Origin of the sequence: Acinetobacter sp. C32I, from assembly GCF_023702715.1 — a bacterium.
Classification (GTDB): Bacteria; Pseudomonadota; Gammaproteobacteria; order Pseudomonadales; family Moraxellaceae; genus Acinetobacter.
The window spans coordinates 3085642-3107828 of record NZ_CP098480.1; the positions used below are offsets into that span (position 1 = coordinate 3085642).

Annotated in this window: 21 protein-coding genes and 1 pseudogene; 8 read left to right on the top strand and 14 right to left on the bottom strand. The window is 42.2% G+C overall.

Translation table 11 applies throughout. The features are described from left to right. Positions 1 to 20: 20 nt before the first annotated feature. The 5 genes from argA to ubiG form a co-directional block, all read right to left on the bottom strand. Positions 21 to 1376, bottom strand: coding sequence for an amino-acid N-acetyltransferase (gene argA / locus NDN13_RS14705; protein ID WP_251115990.1), 1356 nt, complete (start codon positions 1374 to 1376; stop codon positions 21 to 23). 112 nt (positions 1377 to 1488) lie between these two features. Further along, complete coding sequence (locus tag NDN13_RS14710; protein WP_251115991.1) at positions 1489 to 1872, bottom strand: RcnB family protein; 384 nt, start codon at positions 1870 to 1872, stop codon at positions 1489 to 1491. Between the two features lie 181 nt (positions 1873 to 2053). Further along, positions 2054 to 2800, bottom strand: a complete 747-nt coding sequence (locus NDN13_RS14715) for a YciK family oxidoreductase (protein ID WP_004656765.1) — start codon at positions 2798 to 2800, stop codon at positions 2054 to 2056. 37 nt (positions 2801 to 2837) lie between these two features. Further along, complete coding sequence (locus NDN13_RS14720) at positions 2838 to 3536, bottom strand: HAD family hydrolase (RefSeq protein ID WP_251115992.1); 699 nt, start codon at positions 3534 to 3536, stop codon at positions 2838 to 2840. Then, entirely contained in the window at positions 3533 to 4249 is a 717-nt protein-coding gene (ubiG, locus tag NDN13_RS14725) for a bifunctional 2-polyprenyl-6-hydroxyphenol methylase/3-demethylubiquinol 3-O-methyltransferase UbiG (RefSeq protein ID WP_251115993.1), read from the bottom strand. Before ubiG ends, NDN13_RS14720 begins: the two co-directional genes overlap by 4 nt. 178 nt (positions 4250 to 4427) lie before the next feature. On the opposite strand from ubiG, the gene NDN13_RS14730 reads away from it, so the two are divergent. Next, complete coding sequence (locus tag NDN13_RS14730) at positions 4428 to 5048, top strand: thiol:disulfide interchange protein DsbA/DsbL (RefSeq protein WP_251115994.1); 621 nt, start codon at positions 4428 to 4430, stop codon at positions 5046 to 5048. 52 nt (positions 5049 to 5100) lie between these two features. On the opposite strand, the gene NDN13_RS14735 is transcribed toward NDN13_RS14730, so the two are convergent. Then, positions 5101 to 5736, bottom strand: a complete 636-nt coding sequence (locus NDN13_RS14735; RefSeq protein WP_004656758.1) for a TetR/AcrR family transcriptional regulator — start codon at positions 5734 to 5736, stop codon at positions 5101 to 5103. Between the two features lie 107 nt (positions 5737 to 5843). Next, positions 5844 to 6494 carry a TetR family transcriptional regulator gene (locus tag NDN13_RS14740; RefSeq protein ID WP_005240627.1) on the bottom strand — a complete coding sequence of 217 codons (651 nt, stop codon included), beginning with the start codon at positions 6492 to 6494 and terminating at the stop codon, positions 5844 to 5846. Between the two features lie 313 nt (positions 6495 to 6807). Here NDN13_RS14740 and NDN13_RS14745 point away from each other — a divergent pair, with 313 nt between their 5' ends. From NDN13_RS14745 to NDN13_RS14760, 4 genes are all read left to right on the top strand, one after another. Then, positions 6808 to 7833 carry a flavin reductase family protein gene (locus tag NDN13_RS14745; protein WP_251115995.1) on the top strand — a complete coding sequence of 342 codons (1026 nt, stop codon included), beginning with the start codon at positions 6808 to 6810 and terminating at the stop codon, positions 7831 to 7833. 33 nt (positions 7834 to 7866) lie between these two features. Next, on the top strand, positions 7867 to 9009 hold the full coding sequence (locus tag NDN13_RS14750) for a fatty acid desaturase family protein (RefSeq protein ID WP_251118244.1): 1143 nt from the start codon (positions 7867 to 7869) through the stop codon (positions 9007 to 9009). 97 nt (positions 9010 to 9106) lie between these two features. Beyond that, positions 9107 to 9823 carry a ribonuclease PH gene (gene rph / locus NDN13_RS14755; protein ID WP_251115996.1) on the top strand — a complete coding sequence of 239 codons (717 nt, stop codon included), beginning with the start codon at positions 9107 to 9109 and terminating at the stop codon, positions 9821 to 9823. A 308-nt stretch (positions 9824 to 10131) separates the two neighbouring features. Next, positions 10132 to 12312: a phosphocholine-specific phospholipase C gene (locus NDN13_RS14760; RefSeq protein ID WP_251115997.1), complete on the top strand. Its 2181-nt coding sequence runs from the start codon at positions 10132 to 10134 to the stop codon at positions 12310 to 12312. Positions 12313 to 12385: 73 nt separating this feature from the next. On the opposite strand, the gene NDN13_RS14765 is transcribed toward NDN13_RS14760, so the two are convergent. Beyond that, on the bottom strand, positions 12386 to 12622 hold the full coding sequence (locus NDN13_RS14765; RefSeq protein WP_251115998.1) for a hypothetical protein: 237 nt from the start codon (positions 12620 to 12622) through the stop codon (positions 12386 to 12388). Positions 12623 to 12818: 196 nt separating this feature from the next. Between NDN13_RS14765 and NDN13_RS14770 the strand changes: the two genes are divergently transcribed. Further along, entirely contained in the window at positions 12819 to 13010 is a 192-nt protein-coding gene (locus NDN13_RS14770) for an ABZJ_00068 family colistin stress protein (protein WP_004656743.1), read from the top strand. On the opposite strand, the gene nadC is transcribed toward NDN13_RS14770, so the two are convergent. After that, on the bottom strand, positions 13007 to 13852 hold the full coding sequence (gene nadC, locus NDN13_RS14775; RefSeq protein WP_251115999.1) for a carboxylating nicotinate-nucleotide diphosphorylase: 846 nt from the start codon (positions 13850 to 13852) through the stop codon (positions 13007 to 13009). The two genes, NDN13_RS14770 and nadC, sit on opposite strands and share 4 nt — an antisense overlap. A gap of 427 nt (positions 13853 to 14279) precedes the next feature. Here nadC and ampD point away from each other — a divergent pair, with 427 nt between their 5' ends. Further along, complete coding sequence (gene ampD, locus NDN13_RS14780; protein ID WP_251116000.1) at positions 14280 to 14873, top strand: 1,6-anhydro-N-acetylmuramyl-L-alanine amidase AmpD; 594 nt, start codon at positions 14280 to 14282, stop codon at positions 14871 to 14873. 62 nt (positions 14874 to 14935) lie between these two features. Further along, positions 14936 to 16486 carry a murein biosynthesis integral membrane protein MurJ gene (gene murJ, locus NDN13_RS14785; RefSeq protein WP_251116001.1) on the top strand — a complete coding sequence of 517 codons (1551 nt, stop codon included), beginning with the start codon at positions 14936 to 14938 and terminating at the stop codon, positions 16484 to 16486. 45 nt (positions 16487 to 16531) lie between these two features. Here murJ and bamJ (NDN13_RS14790) read toward each other — a convergent pair whose 3' ends face one another. The 5 genes and pseudogenes from bamJ (NDN13_RS14790) to NDN13_RS14810 all read right to left on the bottom strand — a co-directional run bounded on the left by bamJ (NDN13_RS14790) (position 16532) and on the right by NDN13_RS14810 (position 22167). After that, positions 16532 to 17215 carry a BamJ family beta-barrel-assembly machinery protein gene (gene bamJ / locus NDN13_RS14790; protein ID WP_251116002.1) on the bottom strand — a complete coding sequence of 228 codons (684 nt, stop codon included), beginning with the start codon at positions 17213 to 17215 and terminating at the stop codon, positions 16532 to 16534. Positions 17216 to 17258: 43 nt separating this feature from the next. Continuing rightward, positions 17259 to 17852, bottom strand: a pseudogene (bamJ, locus tag NDN13_RS14795) (BamJ family beta-barrel-assembly machinery protein); the annotation flags it as partial. A 94-nt stretch (positions 17853 to 17946) separates the two neighbouring features. Then, positions 17947 to 18657 carry a BamJ family beta-barrel-assembly machinery protein gene (bamJ, locus tag NDN13_RS14800; protein ID WP_251116004.1) on the bottom strand — a complete coding sequence of 237 codons (711 nt, stop codon included), beginning with the start codon at positions 18655 to 18657 and terminating at the stop codon, positions 17947 to 17949. A 207-nt stretch (positions 18658 to 18864) separates the two neighbouring features. After that, complete coding sequence (locus tag NDN13_RS14805; protein ID WP_251116005.1) at positions 18865 to 20985, bottom strand: GNVR domain-containing protein; 2121 nt, start codon at positions 20983 to 20985, stop codon at positions 18865 to 18867. 84 nt (positions 20986 to 21069) lie between these two features. Then, positions 21070 to 22167, bottom strand: coding sequence for a polysaccharide biosynthesis/export family protein (locus NDN13_RS14810; protein WP_251116006.1), 1098 nt, complete (start codon positions 22165 to 22167; stop codon positions 21070 to 21072). Between the last annotated feature and the right edge of the window lie 20 nt (positions 22168 to 22187).

The window sequence follows — 22187 nt, forward strand, 5'->3', positions numbered from 1 at the left end:
CTCTTCATCCTGATGAATGCTTAGCGCAGTCTCTTTTTAAACACCAAAGAGTTACGTTGATAGTTATATAGGGCCTGACGTGCATTCGGTAAATCATCCACACTGGCAGGGACAAAGCCCTGCTCTAAGAACCAGTGCGCGGTTCGGGTGGTGAGTACAAACAGTTGCTGAATGCCTTGTTGTTTGGCCTTGCTTTCCAGAAATTGTAAAATCTGGCTACCGCGATTGGATTTACGATAGCTTGAGTCGACCGCCACACAGGCAATTTCAGCAGAACGAATTTCATCTGATCCAGCCGGAATCGGATACAGTGCGGCACAGGCCAAGATCATGCCATCGCGTTCAATCACCGCAAAGTGTTCGATTTCACTTTCAAGGCGTTCGCGTGAGCGATAAACCAGAATGCCTTCTTGTTCCAGTGGACGCAGCAGATTGATTAAACCGCCAACATCCTGAATATTGGCAATCCGCACTTCTTCATAGTGCGCATCGGTGATCAAGGTACCGACACCATCTCGGGTAAATAATTCTTCAATCAAAGCGCCGTCATAGGCATAAGAAATCAAATGCACACGATGTACACCAGATAAGGACGCTTGTTGTGCTTGCTTCAGGTGTAATGCAAATTCTGGATATTGCTGCTGATTTTTTTGAATATAGGGTTCAAGCTGACGCGGACTCAATTCACGCAGTAACTGTTGTTGTTCATTTAACAGTCCTTGTTTTTCGCCCAAGAAAATCAATTTATCGGCTTTGAGTGCCGTCGCGGTTTTGGTGGCGACTTCTTCTGCCAATAAATTAAATACTTCACCCGTACTGGAGTAGCCGGTCGGGCCAAGCAAAACAATATTGTGATTGTCTAAATGACGCTGAATGGCATCGGTATCAATCGAACGGACTTCTCCAGTGAGCTGGAAATCAATACCGTCCCGAATCCCGTACGGTTTGGCGGTGACAAAATTACCAGAAACAACATCAATGCGAGCGCCATACATCGGCGAGTTGGCTAATCCCATTGAAAGTAGGGCTTCAATTTCGAGGCGGATCGAGCCGACCGCATTCATCACGCCGCGTAAGGATTCACGCGTGGTGACCCGGCGATTTTGATGAAAAGGGGTTTCAATATGACGATCAAGGAGATTTTGATTGATCTGTGGACGTGCGCCATAGACCAAGATGAGACGGATGCCTAAAGAATGTAGCAGCGCAATATCATGGATGATATGTTGGAAATTTTCGTGCTGAACCGCTTCGCCTGCAAACATCAACACAAAGGTTTTATCGCGATGCGCGTTGATATAAGGGGCGGAATGGCGAAACCAATGCACATAATCTTGGGGGGTACTATGTGAATTTTCAGTCATTTGGTTCGCCATGTCGATCTCAGATATGCAGCACTAGATCTGATTTTAACGAAAAAAATCAAAAGATAAATCTATTCCTAAATCTCGCATTCAACTTTATTGAGTCGAGTGAGCAAAATTGGGCTTAGAAACCCATAATTCGAATAATGCTATTATCATCGGAATTGACTAAAATATAGTCGTTATTGATCTTGTACCACTGTTCGTTACGACCTGGGCGCGGCAGATTGGTGTCTTTGTAGTCAACTTTATAGCCATTGCCACGATAGTGCTGCGGCATCACATAGCCTTCCTGCCAACGATGTTGTTTTAAACGCTCGACACCGCGCTCTTCACGCATGCGACGTTCACGTTGACGATTTTCACCATCTGGACGATCAAAGCCACGACCATTTTGCCAGCCGCCACCACGCGAATCATCATCGCGATCATGTGGACCTGCAAAAGCCCCCAGACTACTGAACAGGGTTGTCGAACCTAAAACCAAGATAATGAAAAATTTTTTCATGATGCACCTTATGGACTTCGGATGTCTCTCATGTGAACTACTGTACGTTAAAAATGCAGAGAAACTGTGAAGATCGATTCATTATTACTTTAAAACAATGAAGATTTTTCACCCATTTCTCTGAAAAAAGCAGTTTTAACGTCAGTGTCCAATGTTATTTAGAATTATTGTTAGGATGAAATTAAGCTTGAGCGTCAATACTTTGGCCATTCATATCTAAACTGTCATCGCCCATGAGGTATAGATAGGCGGGCATAATGCTATCTGGAGTCGGAAGCACTTTTGGATCTTCCTCTGGATAGGCTTTCGCACGCATGGCGGTACGAGTCCCGCCTGGATTGATGCAGTTAAAACGAATGTTCGGATAGGTATTCTCTGCGGCAAAAATTTTGCTCATGGCTTCGGTTGCTACTTTAGACACTGAATAGGCGCCCCATAAGGCACGTGCTTCACGACCAACACTTGAACTGGTAAACACCACCGAGGCATGTTCAGATTTCTCTAGTAAAGGCAACAAGGCTTGAGTTAGGGCAAACGGTGCACGTAAATTCACAGCCAATACATCATCCCAAACATCGACAGGATAATGGGCCAGTTCCACCCGATCACCGAGCATGCCAGCATTATGCAAGATACCATCCAGACGGCCGAATTGTTGCTCTAGCGTGCTTACCAACAGCTCATAATCATGGGTTGATGCGGTTGAAAGCTGCAGGGGTAAAATCGCAGGCTGTGGTGCACCCAAGCCTTCAATTTCATCATAGATCACTTCAAGTTTGTTTAAAGTGCGGCCGTGCAAGACCACCGTTGCGCCGTGCAGGGCATAACTCATCGCCGCAGCGCGACCAATCCCATCACCAGCACCGGTGATCAGGATAATACGATCTTTCAGTAAATCTGGACGAGGTTGATATTCTGAATATTTCATTGTTATGCCTCCTGTTCTTATCTGCAAAAATTTAAATTTAACCCATCATACCCTGATTTTCTGACAACACCGTGATTTTCTGTTTAAGCAGTTGGTGTAGTTCAGCAACGGTATGAATGATTGCATCAGCCTGCCAAGCAGCAAGATCATCGCGGGATTCTACGGGTAAATAGCCATAGGCTGCCAAAATGGTATACATGTCTGCATGACGACCTGCGTCAATATCGCGTGGATGATCACCGACATAGATAATATCTTGAGCATCGATCTCCAGCTGCTTGGCAGCCAAATACATTGGCTCAGGATCAGGTTTGGTCTTGCTGACATCTTCTGGGCAAACCAAAACTGCACAGCGCTCGGTCAGATCCAGTTTTGCTAATAACGATTCACTTAAACCACGTGGTTTGTTGGTGACAATACCCCACGGAATTTGATGTGCTTCAAGTTCTTCAAGCAACGGATACATGCCTGAAAACAGGTCGGTATCGACTACAATATTGTCACCATACACATCTAAAAAGCGTTGGCGATGTGCTAAAAATATTGGGTCTGTGACCTCTAATTCTGGGTAGACCAGTTTCACCATGGCACGCGCGCCTTCCGATACTTGCGTGCGGATGGTATCGGCATCGACCACGGGACGTTGTTCATCACGGCACATTTGTTGAATGATACGAATAAAGTCCGCAGCGGTATCAATTAGGGTGCCATCGAGATCAAATAAAACCGCTTTCATTCAGCACCTGTATTGGTAGTATGCACCATGTAATTCACATCAACATTCGGCGCTAACCAGTAATGTTTGGTAATCGGGTTGTAGTGCAAGCCCGTCATTTCTTTCAGGGTTAAACCTGCATTGCGAATATCATGCGCCATTTCTGAAGGGCGGATGAATTTATGATAGTCGTGTGTGCCTTTAGGTAATAAACGCAGCACATATTCCGCGCCAATAATCGCAAATAGATACGATTTAGGATTACGGTTAATGGTCGAGAAGAACACATGACCGCCTGGCTTGACCAGCGTTTGGCACGCTTTCACGATTGAGGCTGGATCTGGTACGTGTTCCATCATTTCCATACAGGTCACCACATCGTATTGACCTGCTTGCTCTTGCGCCAGTTGCTCAACTGGGATTTGACGATATTCGATGTTTTGCACATTGTCTTGTTGTGCATGCAAACGACCTACAGCGAGGGGAGCTTCACCCATATCGATACCGAGTACATCTGCACCACGACGTGCCATGCTTTCAGCTAAAATACCGCCACCACAGCCGACATCAAGTACTTTTTTACCTGCCAAGCCACCGACACGTTCATCCACCCAGTTTAAACGTAAGGGATTGATTTGATGAAGCGGGCGGAATTCAGAATGTTGATCCCACCATTTGGCAGCCAATGCTTCAAATTTTGCGATTTCTTGCGGGTCAACATTCAATTGCGACATGGTGTCACCTCTATATTAGGATGATTATTTCGGTTTAATCTGTTGGTAGTGTAGCGATTCTGGTAAAAAAAGCGATAAATCCAATAAAAAACTTCACAGAAGCAAAACGAATTGCTCGTGTTTGTTTTATATTTAGCATATAAACTTACGAAAAATGCTTAGAGGAAAAGCAAAGCCAATGAAAAAGTTAGTATTAGGTGGTTTAAGTGCAGTTGCGTTGGCATTCTCAATGAATGCAATGGCAGCAGATTTTGTGGCTGGTAAAGACTATACCGTGATTGCCAATCCAGGCAAAACTTCAGCACCTGCTGGACAACTCGAAGTACGTGAGTTCTTCTGGTATGGCTGCCCGCACTGCTTCAAGCTTGAACCACATATGCAAACATGGTTAAAGCAAATTCCAAAAGACGTTTATTTCTTACGTACCCCTGCGGCGATGAATAAAGTCTGGGAACAAGGTGCACGTGGTTACTACGTTTCGGAAGCACTGGGTGTACGCAAGAAAACCCATATTCCATTGTTCCATGCCATTCATGAAGGCGGTCAGCAAATCTTTGACCAAGCTTCTCAAGCCAAATTCTTTGCACGCTATGGCGTACCTGAGCAGAAATTTAACAGCATGTTTAATTCCTTCCCAATCACGGCAAAAATTGCTGAGTCGAATAAATTGGCGCAGCAGTACCAGTTGACGGGTGTACCAGCAGTTGTGGTGAATGGTAAATATGTGGTGCAGGGTGAAGATGCTAAGGTCACTCAAGTGGTTGATTACTTGTTGGAAAAAGAGCGTAAAGCCAAATAATTTACACCCATCTTCAATCAAAAAAGGACTGTTATTACAGTCCTTTTTTTATTTAGTTTTGATCCATTTGCAGATCTTTTAAGTCGATCTGAACTTTCTGCGTTGGCAGTGACAAGGCCTGATTGACGTACAGATTAATCAATTTCTCACGTGAACCGATTGAACGCTGATAATAGCTTGAGTTCAATAATAAGGCTGCACCGTAGGTCAAAGACCAGATATAAGACAGGTAATCACGAATCGACATATCATAATTTTGTGATTTTAAATATTTTTCCGTCATGTCTTTCAACGACACAATACGCTGTTGGCGAATGGCATATAGCTCATCAAACAGATGCTTTAACTTTGACTCAGTCATGGTCAGATGTTCTTCTAACTGATGCAGCAGAATGGTACGACTTGGTGAGGTTAAATGATAAAGCATATAGCGTGGCGCATATTCTTTGACATCGGTGTTGTATTTGTCTGAAATCTTTAAAATTTCTTTTTCATTTTGAATAATCAGTTCCAGCAGCAACTCATTTTTGCTACGGAAATGTTTATATAAGGTGCCCTTGGCAATATCCAGTTCCGCAACCAGTTCATCTAGGGTCATTTCTTGGTTGTTTTCTAATAACAGCTTTTCCGCAACCTGCAAAATTTTTTCTTTACGAATTAAGAACTGAGTATGACGATCAGGATTCATGATGCTTATAAGCTCCTCATAGTGTTCTAGACTGCGTTTGCATTAGTGTCTAATGCATCATAACGCGAAGCAATGCTTTTATATATCAAACTTTGGTTTGGATCAGGTCAAGCGTTTTGGGGTTCCCAGTTGGAGATGCCACTGAAGAGTAAACGGACTTGCGTCGCTGCATTGTCAATAAACAGGTTTTGTTGTTCGAGTAAATGATCAATCGTGAATTGCTTCGGTAGGTTGATCCAGGTCATGGCCCATGTAAACGACATATTAATCAAAATAGTCGACAGTACCTGTAAATCCTTGGCTTCTTTAATATGTTTGAAGGTTTCCAGTTTGCACAGATCAATGGCCAGATCTTCAATCAAAAACTCAATTTCACGGGCAATAGCAATACGCACCGTCTCTGAACCGCCCCATCGTTCTGCAATCATAAATTGCCATTGTTGCGGGCTGTGATTCACGGCCTGTACAAACAATTCAATGCTGGTTCGGGTTTTGGCCGAACCGCTATGTTGTAAATAGCTCTGTCCCAATTGGTGAATCAGGCTTTTTAAATGTAATGAGACCTGATCAACCAGCTCTTGTCCGAGCGCGTCCATATCTTGGAAATGACGATAAAACGCAGTCGGTACTAAACCCACTTCGCGAGCAACTTCGCGCAAACTAATGCTACTGAATGAGCGCCCAGCAGTGCTGAGGTGAAGTGCTGCATCCAGTAGAGCCTGCCGACTCTGTTGTTTTCGTTCATCTCTAATCGACATGAATAAGACTCATTGAAACCGTACAGCAGAGTCTAGCAAAAAAAACAGAAACTTTTTAGTCCTTGTCCATTGCTAAATGCCAATGTTTTTGATCTTTCCCCGATCAGGGCCTGCTAGATATGAGCTGATGGCATGCGTATTTTTTTTAATTTTTTCCTTATTTTAAACGGCTTATCAAAAAGTATAAAAATTATCCAAAAAATTAGTGAACAAGTGTTGACTCAGTGAACACAAATAAATATAGTGTACACATGTTCACTACATGAACATTTGTTCACTCAATATAAATAGCCAGATACAAAACGAGGAACGTATGAACGCAGAGTTAAGTTATCAGCCACATTGGATTCGAGAAGATTTTGTTGATTTTATTTTGCAAAAGATAAAACCAAGCTTTGCTTGGAAACGTATTTTGAGCGAAGTTACCGCCGTAGAGCCACTCAGTTCGGATATGGTGTTATTGACCTTAAAGCCAAATCATAATTTTGATATTCGCCAAGTTCAAGCAGGTCAAAGTGTATTGATTACCCTAATGATTAATGGGGTGTACCAACAACGTAGTTATTCGATTATTGATGTGACTGCACAGGGTGAAATCCGTCTAGGCATTAAAGTCCAAGGGGTAGTATCTAAAGCTGCACAGCAACTTCGGGTTGGGGATCACTTTGAGATTTCACAGGCACAAGGTGATTTTGTCTTGCATCAAGGTCAGCAGCCAGCCGTGTTGATTGCATCGGGTTCAGGCATTACCGCGATTTATTCTTTATTGCAACAAGCATTACAACAGCAACTCGAAGAAATTCATGTGTTGTATTTCAATCGTGCTGAAGTGTTTCATCAGGACATCTTGGTCTTGGCTGAGCAATATCCACAGTTGCACTATCACTTCTTTAATACCTCGGCACAGAAACAACATTTAGATGCTGCATTGTTAGCAAAGTTAGTTCCGAATTTTAAAGATCTAAAAGCCTATGCCTGTGGTCATCACAGCATGATGCGCCAAGCACAAGATATTTATACCCAACAGGGTGCAGCGGAAAACTTCCATCAAGAATTTTTCCAACCGATCCAAATCGAGCATTCAAGTGAAGCTCAACCGATTAGTTTCCGTCGTGCGCAACAGAATTTTATTGCAACGACCAATCTGCTGAGTAGTGCAGAGCAAGCAGGTTTACGCCCACAACATGGTTGCCGCATGGGTGTATGTAACCGCTGTAGCTGTACCAAAGTCAGTGGTGTGACCCAGAACGTCATCACGGGTGAAATTGATGATCAACCGAATCGTCCGATCAAGTTATGTGTAAGCCAGGCGCTTAGCCCAGTCACCATTGATCTATAAAAACAAAGATATTTGAGGATGAACAGCATGAATATGGCATTAGAATTTAAAAGCGTATCAAAGTCAGCGCATTTAACCCCTGAACAAGTCGAGGAATTTGGTCGCCGTGTTGAGCAAATTCGCTTAGAGGTGATGCAGAATCTCGGCGAGCAGGATTCAAAATATATTTATAAAGTCCGCAATTTTGTGCGTTATACCGAGATTGCGTCACGTGGCATGTTGATGTTTGGTGGCTGGATTCCACCAGTATGGTTGTTGGGAACCGCCATGCTAGGGGTCTCTAAAATCGTCGAGAATATGGAGTTGGGCCATAATGTGATGCACGGTCAGTTTGACTGGCTGAATGATCCAAGCTTGCGTGGCGAAGATTACGACTGGGACAATACCTGTTCAGGCAATGACTGGCGCTACACGCATAACTACATGCACCATACCTATACCAATATTGTTGGTAAAGATCATGATGTCGGTTATGGCATTTTACGTGTGACCGAAGATCAGAAGTGGGAAGTACGTCATTTGGCCAATATTCCATTGGCCTTACAGTTGATGTTCTTTTTCCAGTGGTATGTCGGTGTGCAAAATCTGCATTTAGAAGATGCTTTGGTGTATAAAACCAAAACCTGGAAACAGGTCTGGGCGGATGCGGCCGAGTTCCGTAAAAAAGCCAAACGCCAAGTGTTGAAAGACTATGTGTTCTTTCCCGCAATTGCCACCATCAACTTTATTCCGGTATTAGCAGGCAATGCCGTAGCCAATATCATGCGTAATTTATGGTCATCTGCGGTGATTTTTAATGGTCACTTTACTGAAGATGCAGAAACCTTTGAAGCGGATAATACTGAGAACGAAACCAAGGCTCAGTGGTATCTGCGCCAGATTCGTGGTTCAAGTAATTTCACGGGTGGCAAATGGATGCACTTTATGAGTGGTAATTTGAGCCATCAAATTGAGCATCATTTGTTCCCAGATATGCCAGCCAATCGTTATGAGCAAGTTGCACCACAAATCAGAGCCTTATGTGCTGAATATGGGGTGAACTATAACGAAGCCAACTTCATGAAACAGTTCTGGACGGTATGGGTACGCTTAGCCAAATGTTCATTGCCAAATGATATGTCAGCACAGTTGGCACAAGGTTGGAGCAACCTTAAGTCAAAGTTTAAGTTTGCTTAATTCGGTGAATTGTAACCAATAAGTAAAACTGGAAGCACGTGTAATTGAGCTATACTATGGCGCAATGATATTTGAGCCATAGTTTTAAGGAATCGTTATGCGTATTGACCAAAGAACACTAGACCAATTACGTGAGGTCAAAATTACCCGTAACTATACTCGTTACGCAGAAGGCTCAGTTTTGGTTGAGTTTGGTCATACCAAAGTGTTATGTACCGCAAGCATTGAGAACTCAGTCCCTCGTTTCTTGAAAGGTCAGGGCCAAGGCTGGGTGACGGCTGAATACGGCATGTTACCGCGTTCAACCCATACCCGTAGCGATCGTGAAGCGGCGCGTGGTAAGCAAACCGGTCGTACCCAAGAAATTCAACGCCTGATTGGTCGTAGCTTACGTGCCATGGTGGATTTGAAGAAATTAGGTGAGAACACCATCACGATTGACTGTGATGTGATCCAAGCAGATGGCGGCACACGTACTGCAGCGATTACTGGCGCAGCGGTGGCTTTGGTTGATGCCATGAACATATTGCTCAGCAACAAAAAAATTAAACAGGATCCATTAAAAAGCTTAGTCGCAGCAATTTCAGTCGGGATGTATCAAGACGAAGTGCTACTCGATTTATGCTACGAAGAAGATTCAAATTGCCAAACTGATTTAAACGTGGTGATGACACAGGCGGGCGAATTTATTGAAATTCAGGGAACGGCAGAAGACAAACCGTTTACACGCCAGCAGTGCAATGCCATGTTAGAGCTTGCAGAAAAAGGAATCGCGGAATTGATTCAGAAGCAACAGCAGGCACTCGGTTGGTAAGTTCCAGTTGATAGTGCGGGCGGTCTGGTGTGTTTAGACCGCCTTTTTTTTATCTGTTTTTTGTCATTAAACTGCGATCAAATCATCATCGAATTGTCATTTAGATTGTATTGACTATCTGCACTGATATTTAACGGATAGTCAAATGCGAAATTTCTTTTTAGTGTTACTTGCTGGGAGCTGCATGTTACTCAGTGCCTGTAACGACAGTGACGACAATAATAACTCAACGTCAAATCCAAAGCCGCCAACGCCAAGCTGCAAAATGCATTGTGCACCTTAAATAAGAACAATAAGGAAATCTATAAATGAATCGTCGTGACTTTTTATTAAATTCAACCAAAGCCTTGTTTGGTACGGCTGCGCTGACCAGTTTCCCGATGAGCATTCAAAAAGCCCTTGCGATTGATGCCAAGGTCGAGACAGGCACCATCAAAGATGTTAAACATGTGGTGATCTTGACTCAAGAAAACCGCTCTTTTGATAATTATTTTGGCACCTTGAAAGGGGTGCGCGGTTTTGGTGACCGCTTTACTATTCCTTTAAGCCAAGGGCGTAAAGTCTGGGCACAGTATGATGCCAATAAGAATACGGTCTATCCTTATCATCTCGATAGCAGCCGTGGCAATGCACAGCGCGTTCGTGGTACGCCACATTCATGGACCGATGGCCAATATGCTTGGGATCATGGTCGAATGGGCAGTTGGGTGCAGTATAAGGAACCGCAATCGATGGGTTATTACAAACAACAAGAAGTCGAATTTCAGTTTGCCTTAGCCAATGCCTTTACCCTATGTGATGCCTATCACTGTGCCATGCATACGGGTACCAACTCAAACCGTATGTTTATCTGGACGGGCACCAATGGTCCAACAGGCGCCAATGTTGCCAGTGTGGTGAACGATTTAGATGCGATTGGTCCATCGACCACGGGTTATGACTGGACCACTTATCCTGAGCGTTTACAGCAAGCAGGAGTCAGCTGGAAGGTGTATCAAAACATGCCGGATAACTTTACCGATAATCCATTAGCAGGGTTTAAACAGTATCGCCGTGCCAATGAGTTATCAGGCAAACCAGTTAATAACAGCACCATTTGCCCAGCTTATGATCCAGCAATTGATGCCAGTCAACCGTTGTATAAAGGCATTGCCAATACCATGCCAGATGGCGGTTTCTTGGGGGCATTTAAGGAAGACATTGCCAAGGGACAATTACCGCAAGTGAGTTGGTTGGTGGCACCCGCAACCTATAGTGAACATCCAGGCCCATCAAGCCCAGTACAAGGGGCATGGTATATCCAAGAAGTGCTGAATGCACTCACAGAGCGTCCTGAGTTGTGGAGCCAGACTGTTTTCTTGATCAATTTTGACGAAAATGATGGTTTCTTTGACCATGTGCCTTCACCAAGTGCACCTTCAATGGATGCATCAGGCACGGTCTATGGCAAATCGACGCTCAGCAAAGAACAGATGTCTTATGAATATGCGACACATGCTAAGGCTTCGAATGGGCAGCCTAATTTCACCGATCCGAAAGTGAGTAATGGCGTTGGGGTCTATGGACCGGGGATTCGTGTGCCGATGTATATCATTTCACCATGGAGTCGGGGCGGTTGGGTCAATTCCCAAGTGTTTGACCATTCCTCAGTGATCCGATTCTTGGAACAATGTTTTGATGTGAAAGAGCCGAATATCAGTCCCTATCGTCGAGCGGTGTGCGGCGATTTAACCTCGGCATTTAACTTTAAAACGCCAAACTTACTGCCTGTGCCTGATCTATCTGGGAAAAAGAGCAAAGCTGAGGCCGATGCGATTCGTAAGGCACAGGAAAATTTGTCGCCGGTCAGCCGTCCGCTCAGTCAGACCGATCCTGTGCAGGAGATGGGGATTCGTCCATCACGAGCACTGCCTTATGTCCTGCATAGCAGTGCCAAAGTCGATGCTACAGCCAAAACAGTCAAACTGATGTTCTCGAATACGGGCACACATGCGGCTGTGTTCCATGTATATGACAAATTGAATTTAGAAGCAGTTCCACGCCGTTATATGGTGGAAGCAGGTAAGCAACTGGATGATGTTTGGCAGACTAAAGAGAATCGATATGATCTATGGGTATTGGGACCGAATGGTTTCCATCGCAGCTTTACGGGTAATCTAACTCAAACTGCACAAATTCAAGCACTTCCAGAAGTTCGTGTCTGTATGGAAGAGTGTGATCCAAAGATTTTCCTAAAAGTCCGCAATGACGCTACACAAACAGCAAAACTAGTGGTCAAAGCCAATGCTTATTTACCGAATAAGACTTGGCAAATTGAAACGGCTGCGACTGAAAAAGAGCTGAGTTGGGATATGACTGAGTTTGGGGGGTGGTACGATTTTACTGTCACGATTGAAAATGATCCGAGCTATAGTCGTCGCTTTGCAGGGCGTATTGAGACCAATGAAGACTCGATTTCTGATCCGTATATGGGCTTTTCGGGTAGCTAAAACGTTTAAAAAATGCTAAGGCTAAATCAGCAGTTTAAGTGAATGCTTAGGCTGCTTTTTTTATGACTGAAAATTAGCGCAATAAAAAATAAAGACACAGTGCGATCAGTAGCAACACAGTGAAAAAACCCACCACAAACACTTCAGTACTGTCAAAATTCACCCGTTGCCCAAGACGATAACAGCGAACCACCCCATAACCGATGCTACGGATCAAGCCTTCAAAAATAATCTCAAAGATCAGGTCAACGAGTAGAAAACGGAGCAACTTAAACAGCACATGAAACACAGCTTCGAATATGGTATCCATACTTATTATTTTAATAAATTGAGCTGCTTAGCATTTTAAGCTTACATAGATCGAAATGAAAGCAGACATAAAGCCATCATCGTCAACACAACATTACCGAGAGCTTACATGCCTGTAACACAGCCCACTGATTTGACTCATTTAAATTTGATAGATTGAGCCAAATTGAAAGAAACAAGTTTAAGGGGAAATAATGATGTTACAAGTATTCTTGGTGCTACTGACTGCAGTAACATTTGTATTAATGGCGGCTGACCCCCGTCCAACTGATTCGACCGAAGCCAAATCAGCGTGGAGTGAGCGAGTTGAAACGACGCAATTTGCTAAAACAGAGGTTTTAGTAGAACAAAAGCCAGTGAAGCAAGAAAAAGATCTTGATCAGGCTTAAGCATTAAAACGCATGGATAAATCAACTGCACGTACGTCTTTGGTCAATACGCCCATTGAAATGTAGTCCACGCCAGTGGTTGCCACTTCGCGTAAATTGTCGATAGTGATGTTGCCAGACGCTTCTAATTTACAACGCCCCGCCACATGTTTGACTGCATCAATCATCTGCTGCTGGCTAAAGTTATCCAGCATTACAATATCCGCACCTGCTTCAAGCGCTTGATTGAGTTCATCCCAAGTTTCGACTTCCACTTCGACTGGTTTACCGGGTGCAATCTCATGTGCTTTGCGAATCGCTTGTGCAATGCCACCTGCGGCCATGATGTGATTTTCTTTAATTAAAAAGGCATCAAACAAACCTAAACGGTGATTTTGTCCACCGCCGATGGCAACAGCATATTTTTGTGCAATGCGTAGGCCCGGCAAGGTCTTGCGAGTATCAAGCAGTTTGGTATGTAAACCTTCTAGTTGTTGAACATAGCTTGCTGTTTTCGTTGCAACCGCAGACAGCGTTTGAATAAAGTTTAAAGCAGGGCGTTCTACAGTGAGCAAACTACGTGCAGAACCAGCAAGCTTTAAGAAAGCTTCATTTGCCGCAACAACATCACCTTCCTGTTTTAACCAAGTCACTTGAACTGAGCTGTCATAGGCTTGAATTAAGGCATTGACCCAAGGCTGACCCGCCAATACCATCTCTTCACGACTAATAATGGTGGCTGTGGCTTGTTCATCGGCTGGTGTGAGCAGGGCAGTGATATCGCCATCGCCAATATCTTCCTGTAATGCTTGTTGAATATTGATTTGAATAGATTGTTCAAGCAAAGATTGAGGAATACTCATACCAGTTCCAGTGTATGTTTGACTAAAAAACGTGTGCAATATAATAGGGTCTATTGACATTTCAACCATGCATTGCGTTATTGGCTAAAACAACATAAACAAGGCATGAAATGTAGGCAATGGCGCCACCCTTGTCAAGTTTCATAACGCTGTTTATGGCGGGTTTAGCCATAACCCTCTGGGACAGGAATATTTTTTGCCGCTCCTGCGTTATAACTTGACTCATTTAGAATGACTAAATTTCGCAAGTCATGCCTTGTATCGTCTAAAAATATTCTCTGTCGCAATGAGAGCTATAGCTCGTAAGGTGAAATGTTAATAGACCCTAATACCCTCCCTGTAAAAAATACGTATTTGATCTCGATTATTCTGGAGAAAGCATGTCAAAATGGGCGAGATAAATATTAAATTGCTGATTCGAGTCCTAATGCAACACGCTAGATTTGCTCAAGTACAAGATGGAATCTTAGAGGGCGCAACTCAAATTGCCTCGCCTAATTTTAATGCACGCCCTGCCGATACCGAGATCCAATTGATCGTTATTCATAATATTAGTTTGCCGCCCTCACAGTTCGGCGGAGGCTATATTCAGCAATTCTTTCAGAACCAATTGGATTGGTCTGTACATCCTTATTTTCAAACCATTGAAGGGATGCAGGTCTCTGCGCATCTATTAATTTTGCGCACAGGTGAAGTGATTCAGTTTGTGAATTTTAATGATCGCTCGTGGCATGCAGGTCGTTCCAGTTACCTTGCACAAAAAGAATGTAATGATTATTCGATTGGGATTGAGCTGGAAGGGAGTGATGATTTGCCTTTTGAGCCTGAACAATATCAAGCTTTGGTTGAAGTGGTCGGTACTTTGCAACAGGCTTATCCAAAGATTCAACATCATATTGCAGGTCATTCCGACATTGCGCCAAAACGTAAAACCGATCCTGGGGAACACTTTGATTGGCAATTATTCCGAAATTTGCTTGCTCAACAAAAATTAGCCGAAAAAACAGCATCGAATTTATAATTTCACAACGAAATCTATTCGGACTTTCATTACAATAACGCTTTTTAAAAGATAAGCCGTAGGTGAATGCGATGGCATTGTGGCGATCGACTGTAATTGTCAGTGCAATGACGATGTTATCTCGAGTATTGGGTTTAGTCCGTGATGTGGTGCTACTCAATGTATTTGGTGCAGGTAAGGACTTCGATACCTTCGTTGTTGCCTTTCGTATTCCCAACTTTTTTCGGCGCTTATTTGCGGAAGGGGCTTTTTCTCAGGCTTTCATTCCTGTTCTGACTGAATATAAGACCAGCCGTGCCCATGCCGAAGTCCAGATTCTGATTAGTCGGGTGTTTGGCTGTTTGCTCACGGCGATGTCCTTATTGACCTTTGTGGCGATGGTTGCTGCACCCGCGATTATTTATTTATATGCGCCGGGTTTCCATAACGATCCAGAGAAATTCGATCTTGCCGTGGACATGTTCCGCCTGACCATTCCCTACTTAATGTTCATGTCATTGACGGCTTTTGCCAGCAGTATCCTCAACAGTTATGGCTCATTTGCTTCACCAGCATTTTCACCTGTATTGCTGAATGTGGCGATGATTGCTGGAGCGTGGTGGTTAACGCCGTATATGGCGGAGCCGATCATGGCGCTAGGTTGGGCGGTGGTTGCAGCGGGTGTTTTACAATTAGCGATTCAAATTCCTGAATTATGGAAAAAGAATTTACTGATTCCACCTAAAGTCGATTTTAAACATGAAGGTGTAGACCGTATTTTAAAACTGATGTTACCCGCCTTGTTTGGTGTCTCGGTGACTCAGATTAACTTATTGCTCAACACCATTTGGGCATCGTTTATGCAAGATGGTTCGGTATCGTGGTTATACAGTGCTGAGCGCATGACCGAGTTACCCCTAGGACTCATTGGAGTGGCGATTGGTACAGTGATTTTACCTTCGTTATCTGCACGTCATGCCGAGCAGGATCAGACCAAGTTTAGAAGCATGATTGATTGGGCAGCCAAGGTGATTATGTTGGTCGGTATTCCTGCCAGTATCGCGCTATTTATGCTCTCGACCCCAATTATTCAAGCCTTGTTCCAGCGCGGTGAATTTACCGTGGAAGATACGCGAATGACAGCATTGGCCTTGCAATGTATGAGTGCAGGGGTAATCTCATTTATGTTGATTAAAGTCTTTGCGCCAGGCTTCTATGCACAGCAAGATACCAAAACCCCAGTCCGTGTTGGCTTAATGGCGGTTGCAGCCAATGCCATTTTAAACGTGGTGTTTATAGGCTTGTTTAAGTTGATCGATTGGCAAGCAGAGCATATGGCACTGGCACTGGCATCTTCAGGGTCTGCTCTGGTCAATGCGGGGATGCTATATTTCTATTTGCATAAACGTAATATTTATCGTTTTGGTGCGCATTGGAAGAAACTGGTATTTCAATATGCGGTTGCCAATATCACCATGATTGCAGCACTTTGGTATGGTTTAACCTGGTATCAAGGTGAGATTTCACAATGGATACGCGTTGCCGAAGTAGTTGGTTTATGTGTGCTCGGTGTGGTGGCCTACGTGATTGGATTATTGGTGACAGGTTTCCGACCAAGACATTTAAAAGCTTAAAATTATAAGTTGAAAAAATTAAACCCTCCATTTGGAGGGTTTTTATTATTTCACTTCAAGTAATTCAATATCGAAAATTAAAGTGCTGTTAGGCCCAATCGCATCGCCAGAACCGACATCACCATACGCTAGATTTGCGGGAATAAAGAAACGGCTTTTGCCACCTTCCTTCATGGTTTGAACTCCTTCAGTCCAGCCTGCAATCACTTGGCTAAGTTTGAATTCAAGTGGATGGTTACGTGCAATTGAACTGTCGAACACGGTTCCATCGAGCAAGCGGCCTTCGTAGTTTACTTTAACCGTTGAGGTCGCTTTTGGTGATTTACCTTGGCCTTGTTGTAGCACTTGATATTGTAGCCCTGACTTCGTGGTCATGATATCTGCTTTTTTGCCATTTTCAGCTAAAAAGGCTTTGCCAGCTTGATCATTTTTTTGTGCTTGTTCTTGAAACTCAATTAACTGTTTCGCTTCAAGACGCTTTTTATATTGGTTGAGAGCCGTTGCCATTTCTTCATCGGTTAATGAAGCCGCTTTCCCTTGAACGGCTTCTTGCAGACCTTGTACAAAAGTTTCGATATTTAAATCTTTTAAGGTTTCGGCATTGCCACGCCCCATAAGATAACCGTAGCTATAGCCCAATTGATCTTTCTGTGAACTTTTTTGTGTAATGGGTGCAGCCTGAACCGTTCCGATGGTTGCAGTAATTAAAATGAGAGCTAATCTTTTCATTATTTCTTCCAAAAAATAAAGGAGAGCACAGGCTCTACTTGAATCACTGACGAACAGCGATTAATTCTACATCAAAAATTAAGATGCTATTGGGGGGGATCGAAGCAACCCCTTGTTCACCGTAACCTAAGTTCGCAGGAATATAAAGTGTTGCCTTGCTACCTTCTTTCATTAACTGTAAGCCTTCAGCCCAGCCTGAAATGACTTGATTCAGCGGAAATTCAATCGGTTCACCGCGTTCATAAGAACTATCAAATACCGTTCCATCGATCAGTTGACCTTTATAATTAACTTTGACAGTAGAGCTTAGCCGAGGTGACGGGCCTTTACCAACTTGAGTAATTTTATACTGTAAACCTGATGCTGTCGTTTTGATGCCTTCTTTTTTGGCATTTTCTGCAAAAAACTGTTTACTGACGACTTCCGCATGCTGAGATGCTTGGCGTTGTTGTTGTTCTAGGTTTTTTTGGAATTCAGAATAAGCAACTTTTAATTCCTCATCCGTATACGCTGCAGGCTTTTTGGCATACGCATCGCGGATACCTTGAATAAAGGACTTTACATTTATCTCAGATGGTATTTGTTGTTTAATTTCATAGCCTAAAGCATAGCTAATTTTATCTACAGGTGCTGCGTGAACTGTTCCGATGGTTGCACTAATTAAAATGAGCGCTAATCTTTTCATTATTTTTTCCAAAAAATAAGGAGAGCACGAGCTCTCCTTAGATCATTTACTTAACAGAGATTAATTCTACATCAAAAATTAATGTGCTATTTGGAGGGATCGAGCCAGGAACACCTTGTTCACCGTAACCTAAGTTTGCCGGAATATAAAGCGTTGCCTTACCACCTTCTTTCATCAACTGTAAGCCTTCAGTCCAACCAGGAATCACTTGATTCAATGGGAACTCAATTGGCTCACCGCGGTCATAAGAGCTATCAAACACTTTACCGTCAGTCAGCTGGCCTTTGTAGTGAACTTTCACAACAGAAGTTGCAGCAGGTTGCTTACCTGTACCTTCTTGGATGATTTTATATTGCAAACCAGAAGCCGTGGTTTTCACACCTTCTTTTTTGGCATTTTCAGCTAAGAAACTATTATTGCTTGCCTCAGCTTTTTTAGTTTCATTGACTTGCTTTTGTTGTAGCTCTTTTTGGAACTCAACATAAGCTGCTTGTAACTCTTCTTCTGTGTACGCTGCTGGTTTTTGTGCATGCGCATCACGGAAACCTGTAATAAATGCACTGGTTTCTAACTCAGGTGGCGTTTGTTTTGCAACTTCATAGCCTAGTGCGTAACTGATTTTTGCAACAGGTGCTGCATTTTTATCAGCTTTTGCTCCGCCAAGTTCAGTCGCTGGGTGTTGAGTTGCATAATAGACAGGAACTAGCGCTGCACCGCCTAAAACGGCTGCGACAACGAAAGGTAAAGCTTTACTCATGAGATGTCCCAAACTGAGATTTGAATAAAAAATATGGCATTGATCTTAGCATGTATAGGCTTAGGCATTGAATAATTAACAGCAAAATTGCATGGATTTTTTGTATGGGGACTGGGCCATTTGTTAAATCAGTAAGTATTCTTGTTGCAATAAAAAAACCAGAGAATTTAAAACGCTCTGGTTTTTTAAACACAATGTTTAGGTAAATTATTTGCTGGTCTGATATTGATATTGGGTAACTTGATAGCTAGGGATTTGATCTAAGATAAGACCATCAATTTCTAGTCCTGCATTCACAAAATAAGATTTTGCGAGTTCAATATCTTTAAGTTGTGTTTGACCATATTGCACTAAACAGAGATTAAAACCTGTAAATTGAGCAAGATTCAAACTATCAGACGTTGCAAGTATAGGAGTGGAGTTGATTAATATATAATCATATTGTTTGCTGACCTGCTGCATCAATTGAGCAAAAATCGATTGATGTGAGCAGATTGAAGCCTCATCATTGCTTTGTCCATGGCTAATTAAACTTAAATTTGGATAAGTCGTATTCACCACAATTTGATCTAAGTTGGCTTGACCACGTAAATATTCAGATAAGCCTACTTTTGAAGTACTCTTAAAAAGTAGGTCGAGTTGACCCTGATAAAGATCGCTATCTATAACTAAGACTTTCTGCCCAGTTTGACTGAGATAAAGTGCCAAATGTTGAGCAATGATACCTTGGTTCTGATCAGGTGTAACACTTGTTAAGAGTGTAACGTTATGTTGTTTTTGTTGTAACTTAAAACGTAAAGTTGGGATAAATGTTTTGAGGGCTTGTAACTCAGGAGTTGACTTATGCTTTGCTTTAGGTAATTCAGCATAAGTTTTAAGTCCAACAGCATGCTCAATTTCCTCACGCTGGCGTACCCCTGTTTGGAGTAAATTACGGACTAATGCAATTAAGACACCAATGAAACCACCCACAAGAATAGAGAGAATTAAAATAATTAATTTACGGGGTTTGATCGGTTTGGTCGGTTCTACAGGATAATCTAAAACACGTAGATTCCCTGTTTCGCCTGCTTTAGCTAAGCTTAATGATTGATATGTTCCTAACAGGTTGGTGTACATCTGAGTTTGAACTTGCACATCTCGATAATATTGCAAATACTGGCTTTGTGTATTTGGCAGTTTTTTTAATGCACTATTTAACTCATTAATTTTATTGTTAAAAACGCCAATTTGTGCATTAATTTCCTGCATCATTGGATGTTGTGCAGTATATTGTGCTGCTAACTGAGCTTGCTTTTGCTCTAGTTGAACTTTCTGTGTTTCCAGTTCAACACTTTGTTTTAAATAAAGAGCTGCCTCTTGTTGAATATCAATAGTACCGTGAGTTTCACGGAAAGCATTAAACTTTTGTTCAGCCTGCTCTAAGCTATCTTTCAGTTGAGGTAGCTGCTTGTTCAAAAAGCTTAAAGTCTTTTCTTTTTCTGCAGACTTTGTTGCAAGGTTCTGTTCTTGGTAAATTTGGAGAATATGATTTAACACTTTCATGATATGGGCTTTATCGGTCCCATCATAATTAATCGTGATAATTCCTGTTTGTTTTGCAAGTTCGGCGGCTTTAAAGCTGAGTAGAATTGCCTTGACTGCTGCAAGCATCGATTGTTTCTGTACAATATACTTGCCGTCTAATGGTTGTTGAGCTGATATGCTAATTTTCCATGATGTGCCAATCGGATTAGAGACAGCTTTTTGATTGAGGGATCCTTTATATACTTCTAACCCCGTCTTTTCTGAAACCAGACTAAAACTTTGTCCATTGAAACTTAAAATTAGGTTTTGATCAAGATATTGTGATGGAACATCAAATTGATGGATAGAAAAAGCCGTTTTATAATTTCTAATTTTTACCTGATCAGCAAGATAATTGGTATGAAACTGATCCGTATTAAAAAGACTGTCAAAAAAAGATTGATCAGGTTGAATCTGAATATCAAGATTTAGGTCTTGAATCGTTTTGGTTAGAATAGAACGAGACTGTAAAATTTCAATTTCAGTCTGAATAGACTGTTGACTCCCACCAAGATTAATCCCTGCTAAACTACCTAAAGAGGCTAATTGAGGGCTGAGACTTGCTAACCCGCTTTGCTTATTATCAATAATTTGAATTTTTGCATCAACAGAATAGGTTTTTTTTGCAATTTTAAGATAAGCACCTGCACAGATTAAGCTCAGTACAGTACAAAAAACGACTAGTTTCCATTGTACGATAAGTGAGAAAAATAACTCTCTGAGGTCAATCGTGTCATCAGTCAGTTGCGTATTTTGATTCATAAGGAAACAACTATTTAAAATTTGAAGAAGCAGTGTGCAGAGTCTTTGATATTTCAGTCATGAGAATGACATACTCATGTCTATTTACTTACCTAATTGGTCAAAACTATAAAGTGCTGTAGAGAACGGTATAATTTGATTGACCATACGTTGCCAACGAGTCAAGCCTGTTGCATCAATATAGACAATGTCATTTTTCTGCATTGCAAATTGATTGGCTAAAGCAAGATTACCCAAGCTACTCAAATTCAATTGGTAAATAGTCGAGTGTTGAGTTTTCAAATCTGTTCGCATTACATAAATGCGGGCAGCACTAGCTGTGTACGGGTTGATGCCTTCGCTTTCACCAAGAACATCGCTTAGGGTCATACCTTGATCGCGTAAGGGTAAAGCTTGACTTTTACTTGATTCGCCCATTACATAAAGTTTCTGGTTTTGTTTAGTATTTACAAAAATTGTATCATTCGGTTGAATCATTAATTTATGTAGAGAATAACCATTTTTTTCTAAGGCAACTAAATTTAAATTATAGGTGATGCCTCTTCGAATCAATTGTATTGATGTGTTATCGCCAGTTTCGGTGTTAATCCCGCCCGCCATGCCAAGTGCCGTATATAAGCTAATTGGCTGATCATTTAGCGTATATTGTCCACTCTTCATGACTTGTCCATTTACAAAGTAACGATTTCCTTCATAGGATAAGACACGAACAATGACATCTGGTGTTTTTAAATATTTTGCAAACTGCGAGCGTAGGTAACGGTTAGTTTCAGCAAGGGTTTTTCCAGAAATATGTACTTGCCCAACCAAAGGTAATTGAATATTTCCATTACTATCAACTACATAACCTGTGCTTCTTATGTTATTTCCATCTTGAAGTGGAGGGGTGATTTCAGGATAGGCCCATAACTGGATAGATAAAATATCACCTGTGTTTAAGTGATACTGTGTATGTGATTGCTGAAATAATGAAGTTAAATTATTTTGGTTGATGTTAACAGATTCAAGGTTTAGAGACGGCACGTTTTCTTGTGTCAGTTGTACAACAGTAAGGTTGACACCTTGTTCTGTGGTAAAGTCCCCATTTTCAGGTAAGTCATGTGTCTGAAGACCTGAAGTGATTGCACAACTTACAGCACTAATACTAAGAGTAAGAATCGAAAAAAGTTGGTAATACTTCACATGAAACCCTTGGATAATCT